This is a genomic window from Providencia sp. PROV223, assembly GCF_028479245.1.
GTDB lineage: Bacteria > Pseudomonadota > Gammaproteobacteria > Enterobacterales > Enterobacteriaceae > Providencia > Providencia rettgeri.
In genome coordinates, this window is sequence record NZ_JAMPNG010000013.1 from 58,060 (window position 1) to 80,765 (window position 22,706).

Sequence of the window (22,706 nt, forward strand, 5' to 3'; positions counted from 1 at the left end):
CTACGCAACATAATAAAAGCTAGAAGGTAAAAATCAGTGCAAAAAGTGATGAGGGTTCTTCGTAAACTGTATAAGTACGAAAATAGCCAATATGACGTTGGTCGTGAGGTTTCTGTTTATAGTCAAAGTACACTGTCAGCCAAAGAACAATTGGAACTCGCTCGAATTAATTGGCAAGTGAATCACATTGAGTCTTTCAATGACCATGCTGATATTATGCACAAGTTCAACAGTTTAAAAAAAGAGGAAAAACTCAGCCAAGAGCGCTGTTTTGATACTTTTATTGCAGGTGTTGGCGGAAGTTATTTACGAGGACGTTCAGTGCTAGGTGCTTTTCATAAGCTCCAAAATATACAGATTCATGACTATATAGAAAAACCACAATTAGCCTGTTGCTGGGTATGCAGTGATTACAATCGAAAAATTCACATCAACGATAGTTACTTTCAATATTGCTTGTATTACGGAAATTCCTATACAGGTAATACCTCATATGCTTATTTAAATTTAAAACACTTACTTAATGTTGAGCCAGTACAACCGCTTGGGGACGATAAAATTAAATTTAACCAGTTATTGGATTTATTTCGTTCTGCTAAGGATGATGAAACCCCCGGCCATTTTGAAAAGCGTTTGGCTGAAGCCAAAATAATCCCGGGTAATAAATATACACATAGAGGGGTTTTACAATCTCTAGCATTGATCGGTGTGATACCAAATCAGTTTATTCCTTTATCATTAGCGTCGAGGGTTAATTTTGGTGACCTTGTGAGTACTGAGTCCCAGTTAAACAATACTAAAGGTCGCTCAGATATGGAGATGCCATGGGCTGGCTGGAAGGGGCATTTAGGTATTGATGAAGACAAAGTAGCCGAATATTTCAGTGATTATTTGCTTTAAATCTAAATGACAAAGGGAACTCTTGAGTTCCCTTTGATTTACTAGCTAAAATTAATCAAGCCGCTTTCTTTTTCTTACTAGTTTCTTCATTTGAAGGTTCATCTGGTGACTTTTTTGTCGGAAGTACACCCAAATCATCAAACTCAAACTCATCGACGTTAATCGTCCGTAACCGGCTTGCTTCTGCTTTACGCAAGATATCAGCTTCTTCTTGCGTAATTACGTTTTCAGGAAGTAGTTGGTCAGCAAGTTTATCTAAGCGAGTAAAGCTGAGTTTACGCTCTTTTAAGCGGCAGATACGTTCGAAAATAGGTTCAGCAGCAATGATATCGAGCAGAGCTTGGTTTACAAGGCCATGAGGGTTGTTTTCCGTAGGTGTTAAATACTGCCCACGGCCCAATCTATCACGTGTTTCTGATGGTTCCATCAGGATTTGAGCCAGTTTATGGTCTAGTCGGTCTGATGGTGTTGACATCGCACGGCCAGTAGGGAATAGGGTGATGCGCATTACCCCCGCAACCAACTTGTTAGGGAAGTTTTTCAGGAGATCATCCATCGCTTTTTCTGATTGATATAAACAATCTTCAACCGCCCATTTCACTAATGGTAAGTCTGCTTTTTGGCGACCTTCATCTTCATAACGTTTTAAGGTTGCAGATGCGAGATACAAGTTGCTTAAAATATCCCCTAAGCGAGCAGAGATACGTTCGCGGCGTTTCAAGCTACCCCCTAACACACCCATGGCAACATCGGATAGTAATGCTAAGTTGGCACTTTGGCGGTTTAGCATTTGATAGTAACGGCGCGTTTCATCTTTGGTTGGCGCATGACTTCCACGGCCATTGGTTAAACCAAGCCAGAAGCTACGGAATTGATTACTAACCACATGACCTATATGGCCAAATACGGCTTTATCGAATTTATGTAAGTTATTATCCTGTGCTGCGGCCATTTCTTCTAATACGAATGGATGGCAACGGATAGCCCCTTGACCGAAGATGATCATACTGCGGGTTAGGATATTTGCCCCTTCAACCGTAATGGCGATAGGTGCGCCTTGGTAAGCTCTGGCAACAAAGTTTGAATCCCCAAGACAGATGCCTTTACCACCCGTAATATCCATGGCATCAATAATGGCGCGCTGGCCACGGTGTGTACAGTGGTATTTAACAATAGCGGATAAAACGGCAGGTTTCTCACCTAACATAATTCCAGAGGTGATGAGAGTTGCTGCTGCGTCCATCAGATAGGTATTACCTGCGATGCGAGCTAGTGGTTCTTCAATACCTTCCATTTTACCAATTGGTAATTTGAATTGACGGCGAATATAAGAGTAAGCCCCTGTCGCGATAGCAATACTCTTCAAACTACCAGTTGAGTTCGATGGTAATGTAATACCACGACCGACAGAAAGACACTCAACCAACATTCTCCAGCCTTGGCCTGCCATTTTTGGCCCACCGATAATGTAATCGATTGGAACAAAAATATCTTTTCCGCGTGTAGGACCATTCATAAATGGAATATTTAGTGGGAAGTGGCGATGACCAATTTCAACGCCAGGGGTATTGGTTGGAATTAGTGCACAGGTGATACCAAGGTTTTTCTCGCCACCTAATAGTTTATCAGGGTCTGAAAGTTTGAATGCGAGGCCTAATACAGTGGCAATTGGTGCCAAAGTAATATAGCGTTTGTTCCATGTTAAGCGCATTCCTAATACTTGCTCGCCTTGCCATTCACCCATACAAACGACACCTGAATCTGGGATAGCACCAGCATCGGAACCTGCCTCAGGGCTGGTTAATGCAAAACACGGAATTTCTTCACCCGTAGCTAAGCCTGGTAAATAGCGTTGTTTTTGTTCATCAGTGCCGTAATGCTGCAGTAATTCACCCGGGCCTAATGAATTGGGTACCCCTACAGTGATAGCAAGAATACCGGAGACACCAGCGAGCTTTTGTAGAACCTGAGATTGCGCATAAGCAGAAAACTCTAAGCCACCGTATTCTTTTTTGATGATCATCGCGAAGAAGCGGTGATCACGCAGGTATTGCCACACTTCAGGTGTTAGATCTGCCAGTTCATGGCTCACTTCGAAGTCGTTGACCATGCCACAAACGTTTTCAACAGGCCCATCAATAAAAGCTTGTTCTTCTGCGGTTAGCTGTGGTTTTGGATAGTTATGCAATTTATGCCAATCTGGCGCTCCGCGGAAAAGGTCGCCTTCCCACCACGTTGTTCCTGCGTCAATGGCTTCCTTTTCTGTGCTCGACATAGGAGGCATGACTTTTTGGAACATTTTCATCGCGCGGATAGAGAAAAGCGATTGGCGTACAGGAGTGAAGACAAAAGGAAATAATACCAAGGCAACTGGCAGTAACATCCAGTAGCTCCAAATATCGATGACTCCCATAACCGCGGTATAAGCCAATAATAATACTGAGCTAAAAACCAAAGATGTTTTGTGATAACAAAGTACGCCTATTAAGGCGAGAAATAACACGATGCTGAGAAGGATCATAGCGAAGCTCCTGTCTACTTGTAAGAGGTCTGACCTGTTTGTTGCTTTAATCTATACCCATTAATAAAGAATTAGCAATATATTTACATCCTAATTACAACTTAGCTCACAAAAACGTCATATAAAGGAAAATATCGTAGTAATTTGTATTATTGGCTCTATGAAAAGTCAGGTTATTAGCTATGAGTCACGATGAATTTTGTCGGTAGGATCAAGACAGCACAATCAAAAGTAGAAACAAAATTATCCCTGTGCAACAATCTGACTATTAAAGATTAATTACTGATATCTATCTGAGTTTTGCCATGGAGCGCCATTTTTCTTTTAGGATAATTTGAATCTGAATTAATCGTGTTTTTTATAACGTATTCTTAATTAAGAGGAAATCTCATGTATCAAGACCTAATCCGCGGTGAGCTGACAGAAGCGGCCGAGACGTTATCGAATTTCCTTAGCGATGACGCAAATATTGCTGCAATCCAACAGGCTGCCGTTTTACTGGCTGACTCTTTTAAAGCGGGTGGCAAAGTATTATCTTGTGGTAATGGGGGCTCTCACTGTGATGCAATGCATTTCGCTGAAGAATTAACAGGGCGTTACCGCGAAAACCGTCCGGGCTATCCTGCGATTGCAATCTCAGATGTGAGTCATTTATCTTGTGTGAGTAATGACTTCGGTTATGAGTATGTTTTTTCACGTTTTATTGAAGCTGTTGGTATGAAAGGCGATGTTTTACTTGGAATTTCTACCTCCGGTAATTCTGGAAATATTATTAAAGCGATTGCAGCTGCGCGTGATAAAGGTATGAAAGTCATCACATTAACAGGTAAAGATGGCGGGAAAATGGCGGGAACTGCGGATATTGAAATTCGTGTCCCACACTTTGGTTATGCCGACCGTATTCAAGAAATTCATATTAAAGTTATTCATATCTTAATTCAGTTAATTGAAAAAGAGATGGTGAAATAACGTTATTACTGTTTCAGGAGTTTTTTAAATGTGCGAGTTACTTGGCATGAGTGCCAATGTTCCAACTGATATTTCGTTTAGCCTCAGTGGGTTGATTTCCCGAGGAGGTCAAACGGGCCCACATAAAGATGGCTGGGGAATCACCTTTTATGAGGGGCTCGGGTGTCGCACATTTAAAGATCCTCAACCTAGTTTTTTATCACCTGTCGCTCGCTTTGTGCAGGAATATCCGATTAAATCAGAAAGTATTGTTGCTCATATTCGCCAAGCAAACCGAGGGGATGTGTCGTTAGTGAACACTCACCCCTTTACACGGGAGTTATGGGGACGTAATTGGACTTATGCGCACAATGGGCAGTTAAAAGGCTATCGTACACTAAAAACTGGGCGCTATTGCCCGATAGGTGAAACCGATAGCGAATGGGCATTTTGCTGGATACTTCATCAACTCAGTGAAAAGTATCCACGTAGGCCATCGAATTGGAAAAGTGTGTTCCGTTTTATTGCGACACTAGCTGACCAATTGCGTCATAAAGGCGTATTTAATATGTTGCTGTCCGATGGGCAATATATGATGGCCTTTAGCTCGACGAATTTACATTGGCTAACGCGTAAGGCACCGTTTGGTAAAGCAAAATTACTTGACCAAGATATTGAAATCGATTTCGAACAGTGTACGACACCTACTGATGTGGTCTCTGTGATCGCAACGCAACCACTCACGGGCAACGAAAACTGGCAGCGAATTGACCCAGGCAATTTTGTCTTATTCTATCTTGGTGAGCGCATATTGTGATTTAGACCCTAACAATTTTGTTGGGGTCTCAGCTTGGTCAATAACCGCATATTTACCTAAAGAGACTGACACCTCAGCAGGCCTTCCTGTGCGGTTGAAATACTCATAGGCCGGTTGTAATTGTTTCCAAAAAGCATAGTGGCTGGAATTGCGATAGCGCAGCATATTTTCATTTGTCATTTTAAATGGATAAATGCTGACATTAATGACGGACTGTCCACTGAGTAAGGCTGTTTCTACTGTTTGGTAAATCTCACCCATATATTTGTCCGTCATGGCATAACATCCCACAGAAACGCAACTGCCATGGATCATAAGATAGCTGCCACTATAACCTTGTGCTTTATCAAACTCATTAGGAAAACCAATATTGATAGATCGGTAATACCGACTATTAGGATTGAGCTGTTCGGCAGTAATTTGATAAAATCCTTCTGGACTTTTCAGGTCACCTTCAATTTTTTTGGGGCCTAGCCCGCCAGAAAACTTACAAATTGGGTAAGTTTTCGACAGTTTATATTTTCCTGATGGCGTTTTTTGGTAGAGTTCTAATAAACCTTCTTGCTTAAATATTTGAATAAAAATAGATGAGTTTGGGCTATCCGATACGTTATTATTAAGTAGAAATGAATAGTTACTTGCCTGAATAACAGGAGAATATATGAGTACAAATAAGAAAATTGCACTAAAAAATTTACTTAATTTCATATCTAAGCCATATCAAGAAAATGTTATTGAATAAAAAGAGTACATATTTTATGCATTCTAGACGAGTAAATCGAAAATTAATATAGTTTGTTAATAGTTTTTAAATGAACCTTTATTGTTTAAATAATGAACAATGATCGATAAATGTGAGCTTAAATATCGATAATATCGAATTGTTAACAAAAAAATTTAAATATTAATGCAATTTGCTTGAACTATGTCACTTCTATAGCCGGACATAGAGAGTGGGAACTGATAAAATTATGGTTGGCAGAAGATAAAATTTAGTAACAATTATGTGAGAATACCTGCTTAAGTGATGCCTATTGCTTGAGCTATTTTTTATTTAATGAGTCGCTATCATTCATTGCTGAATCGTTAGCTTAGGGTTTAACTGATAAACTTGTGCAGATCTTATGATTAAAATTAAAAAAGGCCTCAACCTTCCTATTGCAGGTGAGCCAGCCCAAGTGATAGAAGACGGCCCGAAAATTCAACACGTAGCTGTGCTAGGTGAGGAATATGTCGGAATGCGTCCTTCGATGCTGGTTAAAGAAGGTGAGCGTGTAGTTAAAGGACAGGTTCTTTTTGAAGATAAAAAGAACCCAGGGGTTTTATTTACAAGCCCAGCCTGCGGTAAAATTGTTGCTATTCATCGTGGTGAGCGTCGTGTGCTTCAATCTGTTGTCATCGAAATAGATGGTGATGAACAAGAAACTTTTGCAGCTTATACTCGTGATGAGCTATCTACATTAACGCAACAGCAAGTCGAAGAAAACTTGATAAAATCGGGTTTGTGGACTTCTTTAAGAACGCGTCCATTTAGCCGTTCTCCACAACCAGGTTCTTCACCTATCGCTATTTTTGTCACTGCAATGGATACCAATCCACTTGCAGCGGATCCTATTTTAGTTATTCAAGAGCAAGAACAAGCATTTAACGATGGGCTTTTGGTTCTAAGCCGTTTAACAGAAGGTAAAATCCATGTTTGTCATGGAGAGGGAGACTTACCGAAGAATACGGCTCATAACCAAATTTCTTATACCCAATTTATAGGGCCGCATCCTGCAGGTTTAGTGGGAACTCATATTCATTTCTTGGAACCCGTTAGCATCAAGAAAAAAGTTTGGAGCCTTAATTACCAAGACGTTATTGCTATTGGTAAGCTATTTGTTACGGGTCACCTATATACAGACCGCGTGATTTCATTAGCAGGGCCACAAGTTGAAAAGCCTCGTCTTCTGCGTACTCGTCTAGGTGCTGATTTATATGAATTAACACAAGGTCAGCTTAAAGCGGGTGAAAATCGTATTATTTCTGGTTCAGTCCTTTGGGGCGTGACATGTGATGATACTCATCACTATCTTGGTCGTTTTCACAATCAAGTTTCAGTGTTAGCCGAAGGTCGCAATAAAGAGTTATTTGGCTGGATTATGCCTGGTGTTAATAAGTTTACGATTACGCGTACCACAATCGGGCACTTCCTGAAAAATAAACGTTTTAATTTCACAACGACAATGAACGGCGGTGAGCGTTCGATGGTACCAATTGGTAATTACGAGCGAGTCATGCCTCTCGATATCATGGTCACTCATTTGTTGCGCGATCTCCTCGCTGGAGACACTGATACATCACAAGAATTGGGCTGTTTAGAGTTGGACGAAGAAGATCTAGGTTTATGTACCTATGTTTGCCCAGCGAAATATGAATATGGTCCAGTGCTACGTGATGTTCTGACCAAGATTGAGCTAGAAGGGTGATTCCATGGGTCTGAAAAATTTATTTGAAAAGTATGAGCACCATTTTGAGCCCGGTGGAAAGTTAGAAAAATACTATGCGTTATTTGAAGCAGTTTCGACTGTTTTTTATACGCCGGGTACGGTAACAAAAGGGCGTTCTCATGTCAGGGATACCATCGACCTGAAACGTATGATGATATTGGTGTGGCTAGCGGTTTTCCCAGCGATGTTCTGGGGAATGTATAACGTTGGTAACCAAGCCATCCCAGCTTTGCACCAATTATATAGCGGGGCGGAGTTACAGCAAGTTCTCGCGAGTGATTGGCATTATAGCTTAGCACAGTTTCTAGGAGCATCACTTTCGATGGATGCAGGGTGGGGAAGTAAAATGCTGCTAGGTGCAGTGTATTTCCTTCCTATTTATGCTGTCGTTTTCTTAGTCGGTGGTTTCTGGGAAGTTTTATTCGCCATGATCCGCGGCCATGAAATTAACGAAGGCTTCTTTATTACCTCGATTTTATTTGCCTTGATTGTGCCACCAACCATTCCTTTATGGCAGGCTGCATTAGGTATCACTTTCGGGGTTGTTGTTGCGAAAGAAATTTTTGGCGGTACTGGGCGTAACTTCTTAAACCCAGCATTAGCTGGCCGTGCTTTCTTATTCTTTGCTTATCCTGCTCAAATATCAGGTGACTTAGTTTGGACTGCAGCAGATGGCTTCTCTGGTGCGACACCATTATCACAATGGGCAACCGGTGGTGAGCATGCCCTAATGAACACGGTGACTCATGAACCTATTACTTGGATGCAAGCCTTTTTAGGTAATATGCCAGGTTCAATTGGTGAAGTGTCAACACTGATGTTGTTTATTGGTGGTGCTCTTATCATGTTCTTCCGTATCGCATCATGGCGTATTGTTGCTGGCGTGATGGTTGGCATGATTGCAATGTCCTACCTATTCAATGCTATTGGCTCTGATACTAACCCGTTATTTGCCATGCCATGGTGGTGGCACATGGTACTTGGTGGCTTCGCATTCGGTATGATTTTTATGGCGACAGACCCGGTATCAGCGTCTTTCACAGACAAAGGTAAATGGGCGTACGGCATTCTGATCGGTGTAATGTGTGTTCTTATCAGGGTTGTTAACCCAGCTTATCCAGAAGGGATGATGCTGGCGATCCTATTCGCCAACCTGTTTGCTCCTCTGTTTGACTATCTGGTCGTTCAAGCAAATATTAAGCGGAGAAAAGCTCGTGGCTAATGAAAAACCAATGAATAACGATAGCGTCGGCAGAACATTTCTAGTTGTTTTTATTCTTTGTCTAGTTTGCTCTATTGTCGTCGCAGGGGCTGCAGTTGGTCTAAAACCACAGCAGCAAGAACAGATTCAGTTAGATACTCAACGTAATATTTTAAGTGTTGCTGGCTTGCTGCAACCTAAAATGACCGCTGAGGAAGTTCAAGATGTATATAAGGATCGTATCGAACCTAAACTTTTGAATTTTAAAACTAATGAATTATCTGATAGCACTAGCCGTTATGACTTAAATAGCGAGCTACGCAGCGAAGAAACGAGTATTGCACTCTCTCCTGCAGAAGATATTGCAAAAATTCGCCGTCGTGCCAATAGCGCTGAAATCTATTTAGTTAAAGATGAAGCTGGAAAAGTATCACAAATTATTTTACCTGTTTACGGCTCTGGTTTGTGGTCTGTCATGTATGCCTTTATTGCGGTAGATGTAGATGGTGTCACCTCTCGTGGTATTACTTACTATGCACATGGCGAAACACCAGGGCTGGGCGGTGAGGTTGATAACCCTCAGTGGAAAGCCCAATGGCCAGGTAAAAAACTGTTCAATGAGCAGGGGGTTCCGGCAATTAAAATAGTGCGCGGTGGTGCGACAGATAACCCATTCGGTATCGACGGCCTTTCAGGTGCGACTCTAACATCAAACGGAATCCAGCATATGTTTGATTTCTGGTTAGGGGATAACGGTTTTGGTCCGTTCCTGAAAAAAGTACGTGAAGGAGCGCTGAATAATGGCTGATTCAAAAGAAGTAAAACGCGTCCTACTTGGACCGTTATTGGATAACAACCCAATTGCTTTACAGGTATTAGGGGTTTGTTCTGCACTGGCAGTGACAACGAAGTTAGAAACAGCACTCGTTATGACGATTGCTGTAACCTTAGTGACGGCATTTTCTAACTTCTTTATTTCACTCATCAGGAATTATATTCCGAGCAGCGTACGTATTATCGTTCAAATGGCAATCATTGCTTCTTTAGTTATTGTGGTTGACCAAATTTTACGTGCATATGCCTATGAAATATCAAAACAACTTTCTGTATTTGTTGGCTTGATTATTACTAACTGTATCGTAATGGGGCGTGCTGAAGCTTATGCAATGAAAGCACCACCAATTGAAAGCTTCATGGACGGTATTGGTAATGGTCTAGGTTACGGTGTGATCCTTGTTTTAGTCGGCTTTTTACGTGAGTTATTTGGTTCCGGCAAATTGTTTGGTATCACAGTTTTTGAATCACTACAAACCGGTGGTTGGTACATGCCAAATGGCCTGTTCCTCCTCGCGCCAAGTGCATTCTTTATCATCGGTATGCTGATTTGGGGGTTACGTACCCTGAAACCAGCTCAGGTAGAGAAGGACTAATCACATGGAACACTATATTAGCCTGTTTGTTAAAGCCATTTTTATTGAAAATATGGCATTAGCATTTTTCTTGGGAATGTGTACCTTCCTTGCGGTATCGAAGAATGTAAAAACTGCTTTTGGACTGGGTATCGCTGTAACGGTAGTTCTTGGGATTTCTGTCCCAGCTAATAACTTGGTATACAACTTAGTATTGCGTGATGGTGCGATTGCTGAAGGTATCGACTTATCCTTCTTGAACTTCATCACGTTTATCGGTGTTATTGCCGCGTTAGTTCAGATCCTTGAAATGATTTTAGATCGCTACTTCCCATCACTGTATAACGCGTTAGGTATCTTTTTGCCATTGATTACCGTTAACTGTGCCATTTTTGGTGGTGTTTCTTTCATGGCGCAACGTGACTATAACTTTAGCGAATCGGTCGTATATGGGTTCGGTTCGGGGATCGGTTGGATGCTCGCAATCGTATTGATGGCAGCTATTCGAGAGAAGATGAAGTACTCAGATATTCCATCGGGTCTAAAAGGGTTAGGTATCACCTTTGTGACAACCGGTTTAATGGCATTGGGCTTTATGTCCTTCTCCGGTGTGCAGCTATAAAGGCGAGAAGAATTCATGGAAATTATTATTTTAGGTGTCGTGATGTTTACCCTGATTGTCTTGGTGCTGACAGGCTTAATCCTGTTTGCAAAATCCAAGCTAGTCAACACAGGGAACATCAAAGTTGAAGTTAATGGCGATCCAGACAAAAGTTTTGAAGCTCCTGCGGGTGACAAGCTATTAGGCATGTTATCAAACCAAGGTATTTTTGTTTCATCAGCGTGCGGTGGTGGTGGCTCTTGTGGTCAGTGCCGTGTGAAAATCAAAGAAGGCGGTGGTGATATTCTGCCTACTGAGCTTTCTCACATTAACAAACGTGAAGCAAAAGAAGGCTGCCGGTTAGCGTGTCAGGTCAACGTTAAGCAAGATTTAAAAATTGAGCTTCCAGAAGAAATATTTGGCGTGAAAAAATGGGAGTGTGAAGTTATTTCTAATGATAACAAAGCCACTTTCATTAAAGAGCTGAAATTGAAAATTCCAGAAGGAGAGGTCGTTCCTTTCCGTGCGGGTGGCTTTATTCAGATTGAATGCCCGGCACATGTTGTCAAATATGAAGATTTTGATGTACCAGAAGAGTACCGTGAAGATTGGGATAAATTTAACCTATTCCGTTATGTGTCTGAGGTTAAAGAGCCAACTGTTCGCGCCTATTCCATGGCAAACTACCCGGAAGAGCATGGTATTATCATGCTAAACGTGCGTATTGCTACACCACCACCTCGTAATCCGGATGTTCCACCAGGAATTATGTCCTCTTATATTTGGTCATTAAAGCCAGGGGATAAAGTGACTATTTCTGGGCCGTTTGGTGAGTTTTTCGCTAAAGAAACGGAAGCTGAAATGGTGTTTATCGGTGGTGGTGCGGGTATGGCACCAATGCGTTCTCATATATTCGACCAACTGCGCCGCTTAGATTCTAAACGTAAGATTAGTTTCTGGTATGGTGCACGTTCTGTCCGTGAGATGTTCTACACCGAAGATTTTGACCAACTCGCTGCAGAACATGAAAACTTTACATGGAATGTAGCACTTTCTGACCCTATGCCTGAAGATAATTGGAATGGTTATACTGGCTTCATCCATAATGTCTTATATGAAAACTACTTGAAAGACCATCCAGCACCGGAAGATTGTGAGTTCTACATGTGTGGTCCTCCAATGATGAATGCTGCCGTGATCAAAATGTTGAAAGACCTCGGTGTTGAAGATGAAAATATCTTATTGGATGACTTCGGTGGTTAAGCAACTTAGCTGATTTTATTAGACTAATCAAAGTCAGTAGACAGTAACACTTTAAAGAGGGAAAATATTTTCCCTCTTTGTGATTTTAGTAAATCTATTAAGCGCTAATTAGTTAACGGTTAATAGGTAGGTTTATGATTATTTTGACTGGAACATTCTCTGCATGGGTGACGATGTAAAGTGTGTTAATAGTCTGGGCGGCCTTAACAAAATGCGCTCATGATTGACGCGGAGAAAATTATGCTAAGTAAAAGAATTTATACCTCGGTACTGCTATTTGTTGCAGCACTGTTTCTTACTGCCTGTGGTGGACCTGAACAACAGAATCTTCAGGGGCAAACAATGGGTACGTATTATTCGGTTAAATATGTCACAGATTCTTCGGAGCCAAAGCCTGAAGCAATTCAAGCCGAAATAGATAAACGTTTGGAAGAAGTTAACGACCAAATGTCAACATATCGCCCAGACTCAGAATTAAGTCGTTTTAATCAGTTTAAAGAAGTCAATACACCGTTCCCTGTTTCTGCAGCAACGGCAACTGTAGTTAAAAAAGCCATTGAAATTAATAAGCTGACAGATGGTTCATTAGATGTAACGGTTGGGCCTTTAGTTAATTTATGGGGGTTTGGCCCTGAAGGAAGAGTCACTAAAGCACCTTCGGATGAAGAATTGGCTAAGCGCAGAGCATGGGTTGGTATCGAAAAACTCGCTGTTCAAGATAATAACTTAATTAAAACAATCCCTGAGCTATATGTCGATCTTTCCTCCATTGCGAAAGGTTATGGTGTCGACGTTGTTGCTGAATATTTAGAATCATTAGGCATCAATAATTATATGGTTGATATTGGTGGTGAAGTGCGTACGAAAGGAACAAATGGTAAAGAAGTGCCATGGCGTATCGCAATAGAAAAACCCGCATCGGATGGTGTCAGCCAAACAGCACAAGAGATTATTGAACCAGGTGACCGCTCTATCGCTACATCAGGGGACTACCGTAATTACTTCGAGCAAGATGGCGTTCGTTTTTCTCATACGATAGACCCAAAAACAGGAAAACCAATCACACATAATTTAGTCTCTATTACAGTAATTGCAGAAAATTGCATGAGTGCTGATGGCTTATCTACAGGACTAAATGTTTTAGGGCCTGAAGTTGGCTTTGCTTTAGCTGAAAAAATGAATATTCCTGTTTTTATGATTGTTAAGACAGATAAAGGTTTTGAAGAGCGCTATACTAAGGCATTCGAACCATTTTTAACCAAAAAACAGTAGTTGTAGGAGGATAAAAAATGCTGAATATTTTTATTGCAGCCTTTGCACTGTTTTTGCTGGCCTTTTTAGGTATGTCACTTGGGTATATTATTAAACGTAAGAGTATCCAAGGTAGCTGCGGCGGGTTAAGCAGTATTGGTGTTGAAAAGGTGTGTGATTGCCCTGAGCCTTGTGATGCACGTAAAAAACGTATGGCGCGTGAAGAAGCCCGTCAAAAATTACTGGATAAAAACCGTATTATTTAAATTAGTACTTATATTTGGCCTTAATCTCAATTAGCGAAGTTGATAGAGATTAAGGCTTTTTACAAATAGAAAGTTAATTCACTTATTCTTTATTTTATGAAGCTACTGAGCTTTACTAAGAGCTGTTGAGCAAGAATTTGAATTGGGAAATGAGACATACATTCTTTTAGAATCACCATTAACCCTAATAATAACAGTGTGGTTATCTTCGGGTTTTATTTGACATGAGAAACCATATTCAGATACCCAAGTTTGCCCATACTTCGTGATAAAAAAAATTCTCCAGTAATGTATATCCTCTAAAGAGTAATAAAATTGCTCTTTAAACGTTATATGTTATTTATTTTCAATGTTTTTTATTGATATATCACCGTCATCTTGAAAATAAGTTTTACTAGGATGATAAGGGTTTGGGTCTGGGTCCATATCAATACCAACTTGTATTAGATATTCCCCCCAATAATTCTCAAATGTTAGGTTAAAAAACGATTCGTAAGTTTTATTCTTCATCAGATACACTCGCAATTTGAACCATTCCTTTTGAGCACATGTTAAAAGCCGGGTAGCAAACGGTCATTTCTTTTTTATTACCATCAAAGCTAATAACGATTTGGCTGTTTTGAGCCTTATTCGCATTGCAACTTAAGAAACTACCACTGCTCCATTTTTTCCCATCTTTAGTAGTGATATTACCTATCCAAACACTTAGTCAAGTATAATTATATGAAATTCTGGGTATTTTTTGTTTATATGGTTGTCGGGTATATTGTAGGTAACAAAAACTTTATCATATTCATCTTCAGTACAGTGATAAATGATTTCTACTTTTTTAATATCTTGATTCCACTTATTTTCAATAGAAATAGTTCCAGATGATTTAGTCATATCTCCCTCTTTGTAATATTAATTATGAAAAATAATATTTAGTGAAGATTTATCATGATCTTCTTTACTGAAGGTGTAATTAATATAGGTTGTTACTTTTTAATGAAAGGAATCACAATAAAACTGATTGATTAAAAATAAAATAAGCTACTTAATTTTAATAACGAGATAAAAAATAAGTAGCTTAGTTAAATAAATATTATTTTTTGAACGCCTCAGGTGAGTCAACCATTACAGCATCTACGCCAATTTCTTTTGCGAGTTGGTAGTCACTGTCATTATTAACACCAAAGACAATGATATAGGCATTACCATTTTTTCTAAAACAGTCAATGGCTTCTTTATCCCATGAAAGGGTTGCTGGCGAGCGTGCTTCGCCTAAAGTATATTTTTCGACCACTTCAACTTTACGATGTAGTTCAAAGCCATACCAGCGAGTTGTTGTTTTGTCATTTTCTATTGAACATTGATGGTTCATCACAACATTTGCCAACAGGGTGCGAGTCTCATCACGACTTTCAAATAATGGGATCTTTGGAGAAAGGGATTTGAGTGCTTTTAAAAATTCATCATTAGTGGAATAAAAACGTACTTGGTTAAATGCATTAGTTTTATCTAAGAGAGCTAAAATCGCCTTTGCTTGAATATCAGGGTTGGCGTCAGGGGATTTTAAATCTACGTAGAAAGTTGTGTCTGGGTATTTTTGCAGAATATTTTCTAGTGTAGTGATAGTTGTTTTTTGTAAGGGGAATTGCTGATTATGTTTTTGACTAAACTTATAAGCAGCATTGACATGATTGAGTTGTTCTACTGTATAAGCAGATACGTTACCTTTTTTGTCCGTCAATGAATCTAGATCACTCGGACGATATAGGACTAATTGATTATCTTTACTAAGTTGAACGGTAAGCCAAATAGCATCGGCATTATTTTGCTTGGCTAAATCAATGGCATAAATTGTGTTTTCTGGTGCATCTGCTGTTCCTGCACGGTGAGCTACAATTTTAGGGGATAGCGCTAAATTAGGGGATAGTGCGAAAACTGTTTGGCTAGCAAGCAGCATAATGAGAGGAGCCATAAATTTAACATATTTTGATGTTGATATAATTGCCATAGAGATGATCCATAAATAGTTTTTCAAGATATTGTTGTTGGTAAAACAACTCTTTTTATTACTTTTTTGTTTAAAAGTAAGTGGTAATACTTATTTTTAAGACAAACTTTAAGCCGAATCTAGAGTTGGATAGCTTGGCAGATGATTATTGCAATAATATGAATTACCTAATTATCATGGAGTTAGCTTTTTCATTCGTCAATTTTATGGTGATGTGACAATAATTGCATGGCTAATAAAAATACTGTATATTTAATCAGGTGTTTGATTGGCAGAGTTAACCCGTGCGTAAAATTATTCATATTGATATGGACTGCTTTTATGCAGCGATCGAAATGCGTGACGACCCAAGCCTTCGTAATGTCCCCATTGCAGTGGGGGGAAGCGCAGATCGCCGAGGCGTTATTAGTACTGCAAATTATGAAGCCCGTCGCTACGGTGTTCACAGTGCGATGTCTACTGCGATTGCACTTAGGCTTTGCCCTCACTTGAAAGTGGTTCCTGGGCATATGGCACTTTACAAAGAAACCTCCCTGTATATTCGAAAAATATTTGCTCGCTATACTGACCTCATAGAACCACTTTCTCTTGATGAAGCTTATTTGGATGTCACTGATTGTACGCAATTACATGGCTCTGCAACGCTAATTGCTGAGGCCATTCGCCAGCAAATCTTTGATGAACTGCAATTAACCGCTTCAGCGGGGATAGCGCCAATAAAATTTTTGGCGAAAATAGCTTCAGATATGAATAAACCCAATGGCCAATTCGTGATCACGCCGCAAAATATGGATCAATTTATTCTTAGCTTGCCCCTTAAAAAAATTCCTGGCGTGGGTAAGGTAACCGCTCAGAAATTAGCGGATATGGGGTTACTCACTTGTGCTGACGTCCAAAAATATGATGTTGTTACATTGGTTAAAAGCATGGGTAAATTCGGGCAGGTACTTTGGGATCGATGCCATGGTATCGATGAGCGTGCTATTAACCCTGATAGACTCAGAAAGTCGGTAGGGGTTGAACGCACCCTTGCAGAAGATATATATCAATGGAGCGATTGTCTTCCTCTGCTTGATAAACTCTATGACGAACTACAATTACGTCTAGCGAAGGTAAAACCCGATCTGCGTATTGCTCGTCAAGGTGTAAAATTTAAATTTGCAGACTTTCAGCAAACAACACAAGAACACGTATACCCAATTCTCAATAAACAAGATTTAGTCCAGATAGCGAAACAAGTTTGGGATAATCGCCGCTTAGGGCGTGGTGTTCGGTTAGTTGGTTTGCATGTGATGCTGCAAAGCCCACAGCTTGAAAGGCAATTATTACTTGAATTATAAAAAACACCCATCGCATGATGGGTGTTTGAGGTTGTTAACAAAGCGGGATAAAAGCGTGGTTTTTCCCGCTTTGTGTTATCAGACGAAAATCAATGATTTGATTTTCCTCATTTATTTTCAAAACCTATTAGACTTGCCGCCAAACATAATATGTTTGTCAGCAGTGTGAAACACCCATCGCATGATGGGTGTTTCATAACAATTAATTGCTTATTCTTTGACTGGAATTGCTTTTAAAACCGCAGTTAGTAATTTCCAATACTCTCCAACGCTTGCAATGTGTACACGTTCATCAGGGGAGTGTGCACCGCGAATAGTTGGCCCAATTGAAACCATATCCATGTCTGGGTAAGGTTTTTTGAATAGACCACACTCAAGGCCTGCGTGGATCACCATGACATTAGGGATTTTACCGAACAGCTTGTTGTAGGTATCGCTGACTAAATGCATTACTGGTGAGTCTGCATCTGGTTGCCAACCTGGGTAGCTACCTTCTGCACGGTATTGGGCTTGTGCTAATTTACTGATAGATGTCAACATGTTAACAACGTAGTTTTTGCCGCTATCGATAAGTGAACGAACAAGGAAGATAATTTCTGCTTTATCTTCAGTTAGTCGTACAACACCTTCGTTAAGTGAGGTTTCAACCACGCCAATGGCAACATCACTCATGCGGATCACACCGTTTGGCGCCGCATTTAAGAAGAAAACAAAACGTTTTTGGCAGTCATCAGAAAGTGCTTTTAATTCGCTTTGCGTTTCATCTAGTAGCAGAACAAGGTTAGGCTCAACGACGGCTAATTCATTTTTCAGAATATCTTCATAACGAGCTCTTAGGGCAGTTAACTCAGCGACTTTGTTCGCAGGAACGGCAATAATGGCGTAAGCTTCCCGAGGAATGGCGTTACGAACAGTACCACCTCTGAAATCTAATAGTTTTAGGTTTAAATCTTCTGCGTGGCCAGCTAGAAAACGTGCTAACAGCTTATTGGCATTACCTAAGCCTAAATGTACATCACCACCAGAGTGCCCACCTTTTAGGCCTTTTAGGGTCATTGTGAAGGTTTTATAGCCTTGTGGTAATGCTTCACGCGTCAGGTCAAACGTAGAGGTAAAGTCAACCCCACCAGCACAACCCATGTAAATTTCACCTTCTTCTTCTGAGTCGGTGTTAATCAGAATATCGGCTTGTAACCAGCCTGCTTTCAAGCCAAACGCACCTTCCATGCCGGCTTCTTCAGTCATGGTCAGAAGAACTTCCATTGGCCCATGCTCAACACTATCATCAGCAAGAACAGCCAACGCAGAAGCTAAGCCAATGCCGTTATCAGCACCTAAAGTGGTTCCTTCAGCGGTGACCCATTCACCATTAACATATGGACGAATTGGATCTGTTTTAAAGTCATGTACCGTGTCGTTATTTTTCTGTGGCACCATGTCTAAGTGAGCTTGTAAAACAACGCCTTTGCGGTTTTCATAACCAGGGGTTGCAGGTTTACGGATCAGAATATTACCCACTTCATCACGTTCAACGTGAAAGCCTTTTTGTTTTGACCAATCAACAATATGTGCGGCTAAGGCTTCTTCGTGGTATGAAGGGTGCGGGATAGAACAGATTTTCGCGAAGATGTCCCATAGTGGTTGGGGGGATAATGTAGCTAGCTCAGACACGTCTCTCTCCTTTTATTTTCCCTTTATATTTCAATCTGTAGCGTTGTTGGCTTCATTCATAAATCCCAGTCACATACTTATGTATGCTCCTAGGATTTACTCATTTGCCGCCTAGCTACAAATTGAACTATTTAGGGATAATATCCTGAATAACCCAGTAGGAGCTGATCGGCAACCAACGTTAATTTCAGCTTCAATTTTAAAAGGAATATTGCTGTAATTATGACCTAACAGCCTGAAGTTTCGAATTAAAGGCTGCCTCTTTTATAAACTCAGGATAACACTTTCTTTTGAGCAATGGACAGTGTAAATGATAATAATTAATGTCGAATGGTGCTTTTTACTGGTTTTTAACCGGCCAAATCACTATAATCTCGCGCAACCTTTTTTCCGCAAGACACATTTCAGATTTACTCAGCAGTCGGGACCCGAATTTTATGAGCGAAAAATATGTCGTAACGTGGGATATGTTGCAAATACATGCCCGTAAACTCGCACAACGTTTATTACCAGTAGAGCAATGGACCGGTATTATCGCGGTTAGCCGTGGTGGCCTTGTTCCTGGAGCACTTCTAGCACGCGAACTTGGTATTCGTAACGTTGACACCGTTTGTATTTCTAGCTATGACCATGACAACCAGCGCGAATTAACCGTGATTAAACGTGCTGAAGGTGATGGTGAAGGCTATATTGTCATTGATGATTTGGTGGATACAGGCGGCACAGCTCAAGCTATCCGTAACATGTACCCTAAAGCCCACTTTGTTACTATTTTTGCAAAACCTGCAGGGCGTCCATTAGTGGATGACTACGTAGTTGATATTCCACAAGACACATGGATCGAACAGCCATGGGATATGGGCGTCGTTTTTGTTAAACCATTGTGTGAACAAGATAAATAAATCTGTGTTTTACGCGAGCTTTAGGTAAAAACATTGTAATTATAAAGTGTTATAGAATTTATTGATTGCAAAAACACATTAATACCTAAAATTTTTAAGCTAAACACGATATAATTTGGGGAGTGCATTTTTGCATTCCCTTTATTTTTGGCCAAATTCAACTCTGATAGACAAGGAAATAGGGATGACTCAGCAAAACCTTTCAGAAAAACTTTTCAAACCTAAAGTCAGACAAGTTGAAACGTCAACATTAGTCTCTTATTCATCTCAAACAATGTCTCAAATTAAAGAACATAGTGTGTTAAGTGGGTCTCACCATGCGGGGTGGTACCGTATGATTAACCGCTTAATGTGGATTTGGCGGGGAATAGACGCCTTAGAAATTGAAGAGGTGCTAAGCCGTATTGCTATCTCAGATGCTGAGCGTAGTGATGATAATTTATTGGATACAGTCATTGGTAATCGTCGTGGAAACTGGTGTTTTGAATGGTCCCAGCAAGCCATGCATTGGCAGCAAAAAGCGTTAGAGTTTGAAAAAGGTGCAGAAGCAGGGGATGCTTGGTTGCGTTCTGCTAATTTGTACAGCATTGCAGCTTATCCTTTTATTAAAGGTGACGAGCTGGCTGACCAAGCTATTTTGTTGGCTTGTAAAGCGTATGATAGCGCAGCAAAATTTTCTCAATATCGCTTAAAGAAAATTCCATTTAAAGTTGATGGTGGAAAAGAAGTCTGTGGCTTTTTACATATTCCTTCACACGGTCAAGGGCCTTACCCGACCGTGATGATTTGCGGCATGTTAGATAGCTTACAAATTGATTTTTGCCGCTATTTCCGTGACTACCTCGAACCTCTCGGTATTGCGATGCTAACACTGGATATGCCATCTATTGGTTATTCGGTAAAACAAAAGCTTACACAGGAAACAAGCACCCTACATGAGCAAATTGTTCGCCAGATTGGGGATATCGCTTGGATTGACCACACGCGTTTTGGTATCGTGGGTATGCGTTTTGGCGCAAATATAGCATTAAGATTAGCTTATATGTGTCCAGATAAGATTAAAGCAGTCGCTGTCATAGGGCCAATTGTGCACAGTTTATTGCATGAAGAGAAATATCAGCAGGATATTCCTCGAATGGTTCTGGATGTGTTCGCCAGTCGTTTGGGTATTTATCAAGTTGATGGTTCTGCTTTACGCCATGAGTTAAGTTGTTATTCACTTAAAAATCAAGGGCTTTTAGGGCGACGCAGTAAAGTCCCAATGTTATCGGTTAGCCTCAAAGATGATATTTATAGCCCTAAAGCCGAATCTGATTTAATTCGACGCTCTTCGATGGATGCTGATACGATAATGCTACCAAGCCAGCCTGTTTTTGCTAATTTTGAAAAGGCGTTAAGTGAAACTACTAATTGGTTAAAAGCAAAAATACTTTAATTTTATTTAATAACTTGCTTATTTTTACCCATTTGTTAAAAAGGGATCTTCCCAAGAAGGAGATCCTTAACATGGCTTTACCGACTGATTACTCAAATGGAAAGTATTTAAAGAAGTTTGCTTCGATAGGACCTTATTTACGTGAAAAACAATGTTTAAATGGCTGTTATATATTTGATAGCCTCGTTGTTTGCGTGAATGCAAATATTGCCCCAGAAAAACGCGAATTTTGGGGGTGGTGGCTAAAATTGGTAGCAACTGATAAGGGCTTTGAATTTATTTATCATTTTGGCCTATACAACAGTCATGGTAGTTGGCAAGTCAAAGCACTAAAAGATGCAGCAACCATTGAAGCGACCGAGCAAAATTTAGTGTCATTTCACCAAGCCCTTGCAAAACAATTATCTGAACTTGAGTTAAGCCTCTTTCCCTCCCCGCTAATGGCAGAATTAAAACTGGAATTAAGCGCATAAATTTGTTTTAAACCAACTTTTGTTGAATTTTGCGTTATGCTTGTTGGCATAACGCGCTTCTCCTGATAAAAATGATACCTACTTTTTGGTTTATTAATCCTAATGGCAGAAAAATGATGAAAAATAGCCAGACGCTGGTAGTTAAATTAGGGACCAGTGTATTAACAGGGGGCTCGCGCCGTTTAAATCAAGCTCATATTGTTGAGCTGGTTAGGCAATGCGCGCAGCAATATGAAAAAGGGCATCGCATTATTATTGTGACTTCTGGGGCAATTGCCGCGGGTCGCGAACATTTAAATTACCCCGAACTGCCGGCTACCATAGCATCTAAACAGTTGCTTGCGGCGGTCGGTCAAAGTCGTTTAATTCAGTTATGGGAACGGTTATTCTCCATTTATGGTATTCATATCGGGCAAATGTTACTGACACGAGCCGATTTAGAAGACAGAGAACGTTTCTTAAATGCACGAGATACCTTGCAAGCTCTGTTAAATAACGGAATCATTCCAGTTATCAATGAAAACGATGCCGTTGCTACCGCAGAAATTAAAGTCGGTGATAATGACAATCTATCCGCTTTGGCCGCGATTCTCGGCGATGCCGACAAACTGCTATTACTCACGGATATCGAAGGCTTATATGATGCTGACCCACGCAGTAATCCAAATGCAAAATTGATACCCGAAGTGTATGGTATCAATGATGAACTTCGTGAAATGGCGGGGGGAAGCGTTAGCGGGTTAGGAACCGGTGGAATGGCAACTAAATTACAAGCAGCAGATGTCGCGGGCCGCGCAGGAATTGATGTTATCATTGCAGCAGGCAATAAACCTGATGTTATTAATGCGGTTATTGAAAATCTTCCAGTTGGTACCCGTTTTTATGGGCAAAAAAATCCAATGGAAAATCGTAAACGTTGGATTTTCGGTGCTCCAGCCGCTGGGGATGTCTACATTGATGATGGTGCACAACTGGCGATTATGGAAAAAGGGAGTTCATTGTTGCCAAAAGGAATTAAAAAGATTGAAGGTGATTTCTCTCGAGGCGCAGTGATCCGTATTCGTAATATGGCAGGAAAAGACCTAGCTCATGGGGTCAGCCATTATAACAGTGATGCACTGAGAATGATTGCTGGGCACCATTCACAAGAAATCAGTAAAATACTTGGTTATGAACACGGTTCTGTGGCTGTTCATCGTGATGATATGATAGTGAGTTAA

Annotated in this window: 21 protein-coding genes; 16 read left to right on the forward strand and 5 right to left on the reverse strand. The window is 40.5% G+C overall.

Features of this window, described 5'->3' with window-relative positions; all coding sequences use genetic code 11:
- Positions 1–36: 36 nt before the first annotated feature.
- Entirely contained in the window at positions 37–900 is an 864-nt protein-coding gene (locus tag PR767_RS14920; protein WP_238563095.1) for a hypothetical protein, read from the forward strand.
- Between the two features lie 55 nt (positions 901–955).
- Here PR767_RS14920 and fadE read toward each other — a convergent pair whose 3' ends face one another.
- Positions 956–3,421 (reverse strand): acyl-CoA dehydrogenase FadE, encoded by a 2,466-nt coding sequence (fadE, locus tag PR767_RS14925; protein ID WP_272520545.1) that lies wholly within the window; start codon positions 3,419–3,421, stop codon positions 956–958.
- A gap of 390 nt (positions 3,422–3,811) precedes the next feature.
- On the opposite strand from fadE, the gene lpcA reads away from it, so the two are divergent.
- Together lpcA and PR767_RS14935 are read left to right on the forward strand one after the other, a co-directional pair.
- Entirely contained in the window at positions 3,812–4,390 is a 579-nt protein-coding gene (lpcA, locus tag PR767_RS14930; protein ID WP_272520546.1) for a D-sedoheptulose 7-phosphate isomerase, read from the forward strand.
- Between the two features lie 28 nt (positions 4,391–4,418).
- Positions 4,419–5,186: a class II glutamine amidotransferase gene (locus tag PR767_RS14935; protein WP_004914108.1), complete on the forward strand. Its 768-nt coding sequence runs from the start codon at positions 4,419–4,421 to the stop codon at positions 5,184–5,186.
- Here PR767_RS14935 and PR767_RS14940 read toward each other — a convergent pair.
- A complete protein-coding gene (locus PR767_RS14940; RefSeq protein WP_109911969.1) occupies positions 5,157–5,894 on the reverse strand; it encodes a L,D-transpeptidase family protein in 738 nt (245 codons plus the stop codon). The two genes, PR767_RS14935 and PR767_RS14940, sit on opposite strands and share 30 nt — an antisense overlap.
- Positions 5,895–6,310: 416 nt before the next feature.
- Here PR767_RS14940 and PR767_RS14945 point away from each other — a divergent pair, with 416 nt between their 5' ends.
- From PR767_RS14945 to nqrM, 8 genes are all read left to right on the forward strand, one after another.
- Positions 6,311–7,654, forward strand: a complete 1,344-nt coding sequence (locus tag PR767_RS14945) for a Na(+)-translocating NADH-quinone reductase subunit A (RefSeq protein ID WP_109911970.1) — start codon at positions 6,311–6,313, stop codon at positions 7,652–7,654.
- Positions 7,655–7,658: 4 nt separating this feature from the next.
- On the forward strand, positions 7,659–8,897 hold the full coding sequence (locus PR767_RS14950; RefSeq protein WP_004914105.1) for an NADH:ubiquinone reductase (Na(+)-transporting) subunit B: 1,239 nt from the start codon (positions 7,659–7,661) through the stop codon (positions 8,895–8,897).
- Positions 8,890–9,684 (forward strand): Na(+)-translocating NADH-quinone reductase subunit C, encoded by a 795-nt coding sequence (locus PR767_RS14955; RefSeq protein WP_004914104.1) that lies wholly within the window; start codon positions 8,890–8,892, stop codon positions 9,682–9,684. The genes PR767_RS14950 and PR767_RS14955 overlap by 8 nt, the downstream gene beginning before the upstream one ends.
- The gene (locus tag PR767_RS14960; RefSeq protein ID WP_004914102.1) at positions 9,677–10,306 is read left to right on the forward strand and encodes an NADH:ubiquinone reductase (Na(+)-transporting) subunit D; all 630 of its coding nucleotides are present in this window, start codon (positions 9,677–9,679) and stop codon (positions 10,304–10,306) included. Before PR767_RS14955 ends, PR767_RS14960 begins: the two co-directional genes overlap by 8 nt.
- 4 nt (positions 10,307–10,310) lie before the next feature.
- Positions 10,311–10,907 carry an NADH:ubiquinone reductase (Na(+)-transporting) subunit E gene (gene nqrE / locus PR767_RS14965; protein WP_004914100.1) on the forward strand — a complete coding sequence of 199 codons (597 nt, stop codon included), beginning with the start codon at positions 10,311–10,313 and terminating at the stop codon, positions 10,905–10,907.
- A gap of 15 nt (positions 10,908–10,922) precedes the next feature.
- Positions 10,923–12,149 (forward strand): NADH:ubiquinone reductase (Na(+)-transporting) subunit F, encoded by a 1,227-nt coding sequence (nqrF, locus tag PR767_RS14970; protein WP_004914098.1) that lies wholly within the window; start codon positions 10,923–10,925, stop codon positions 12,147–12,149.
- 240 nt (positions 12,150–12,389) lie between these two features.
- Positions 12,390–13,421 carry an FAD:protein FMN transferase gene (locus PR767_RS14975; RefSeq protein ID WP_042851653.1) on the forward strand — a complete coding sequence of 344 codons (1,032 nt, stop codon included), beginning with the start codon at positions 12,390–12,392 and terminating at the stop codon, positions 13,419–13,421.
- Between the two features lie 17 nt (positions 13,422–13,438).
- Positions 13,439–13,666 carry a (Na+)-NQR maturation NqrM gene (nqrM, locus tag PR767_RS14980; protein WP_004914094.1) on the forward strand — a complete coding sequence of 76 codons (228 nt, stop codon included), beginning with the start codon at positions 13,439–13,441 and terminating at the stop codon, positions 13,664–13,666.
- 705 nt (positions 13,667–14,371) lie between these two features.
- Here nqrM and PR767_RS14985 read toward each other — a convergent pair.
- Both PR767_RS14985 and PR767_RS14990 read right to left on the reverse strand, forming a co-directional pair.
- Positions 14,372–14,551, reverse strand: coding sequence for a hypothetical protein (locus tag PR767_RS14985; RefSeq protein ID WP_272520547.1), 180 nt, complete (start codon positions 14,549–14,551; stop codon positions 14,372–14,374).
- A 199-nt stretch (positions 14,552–14,750) separates the two neighbouring features.
- Positions 14,751–15,665, reverse strand: coding sequence for a glycerophosphodiester phosphodiesterase family protein (locus PR767_RS14990; protein ID WP_198635085.1), 915 nt, complete (start codon positions 15,663–15,665; stop codon positions 14,751–14,753).
- A 284-nt stretch (positions 15,666–15,949) separates the two neighbouring features.
- Between PR767_RS14990 and dinB the strand changes: the two genes are divergently transcribed.
- Entirely contained in the window at positions 15,950–17,005 is a 1,056-nt protein-coding gene (dinB, locus tag PR767_RS14995) for a DNA polymerase IV (protein WP_004914090.1), read from the forward strand.
- Positions 17,006–17,215: 210 nt separating this feature from the next.
- Here dinB and pepD read toward each other — a convergent pair whose 3' ends face one another.
- The gene (gene pepD, locus PR767_RS15000; RefSeq protein ID WP_109911973.1) at positions 17,216–18,676 is read right to left on the reverse strand and encodes a beta-Ala-His dipeptidase; all 1,461 of its coding nucleotides are present in this window, start codon (positions 18,674–18,676) and stop codon (positions 17,216–17,218) included.
- A gap of 437 nt (positions 18,677–19,113) precedes the next feature.
- Between pepD and gpt the strand changes: the two genes are divergently transcribed.
- The 4 genes from gpt (at position 19,114) to proB (ending at position 22,706) form a co-directional block, all read left to right on the forward strand.
- Positions 19,114–19,578 carry a xanthine phosphoribosyltransferase gene (gene gpt, locus PR767_RS15005; protein WP_004914086.1) on the forward strand — a complete coding sequence of 155 codons (465 nt, stop codon included), beginning with the start codon at positions 19,114–19,116 and terminating at the stop codon, positions 19,576–19,578.
- Positions 19,579–19,762: 184 nt separating this feature from the next.
- Positions 19,763–21,013: an esterase FrsA gene (gene frsA, locus PR767_RS15010; protein WP_272520548.1), complete on the forward strand. Its 1,251-nt coding sequence runs from the start codon at positions 19,763–19,765 to the stop codon at positions 21,011–21,013.
- 71 nt (positions 21,014–21,084) lie between these two features.
- Positions 21,085–21,486 (forward strand): sigma factor-binding protein Crl, encoded by a 402-nt coding sequence (gene crl / locus PR767_RS15015; RefSeq protein ID WP_109911974.1) that lies wholly within the window; start codon positions 21,085–21,087, stop codon positions 21,484–21,486.
- A gap of 116 nt (positions 21,487–21,602) precedes the next feature.
- Positions 21,603–22,706: a glutamate 5-kinase gene (proB, locus tag PR767_RS15020; RefSeq protein WP_272520556.1), complete on the forward strand. Its 1,104-nt coding sequence runs from the start codon at positions 21,603–21,605 to the stop codon at positions 22,704–22,706.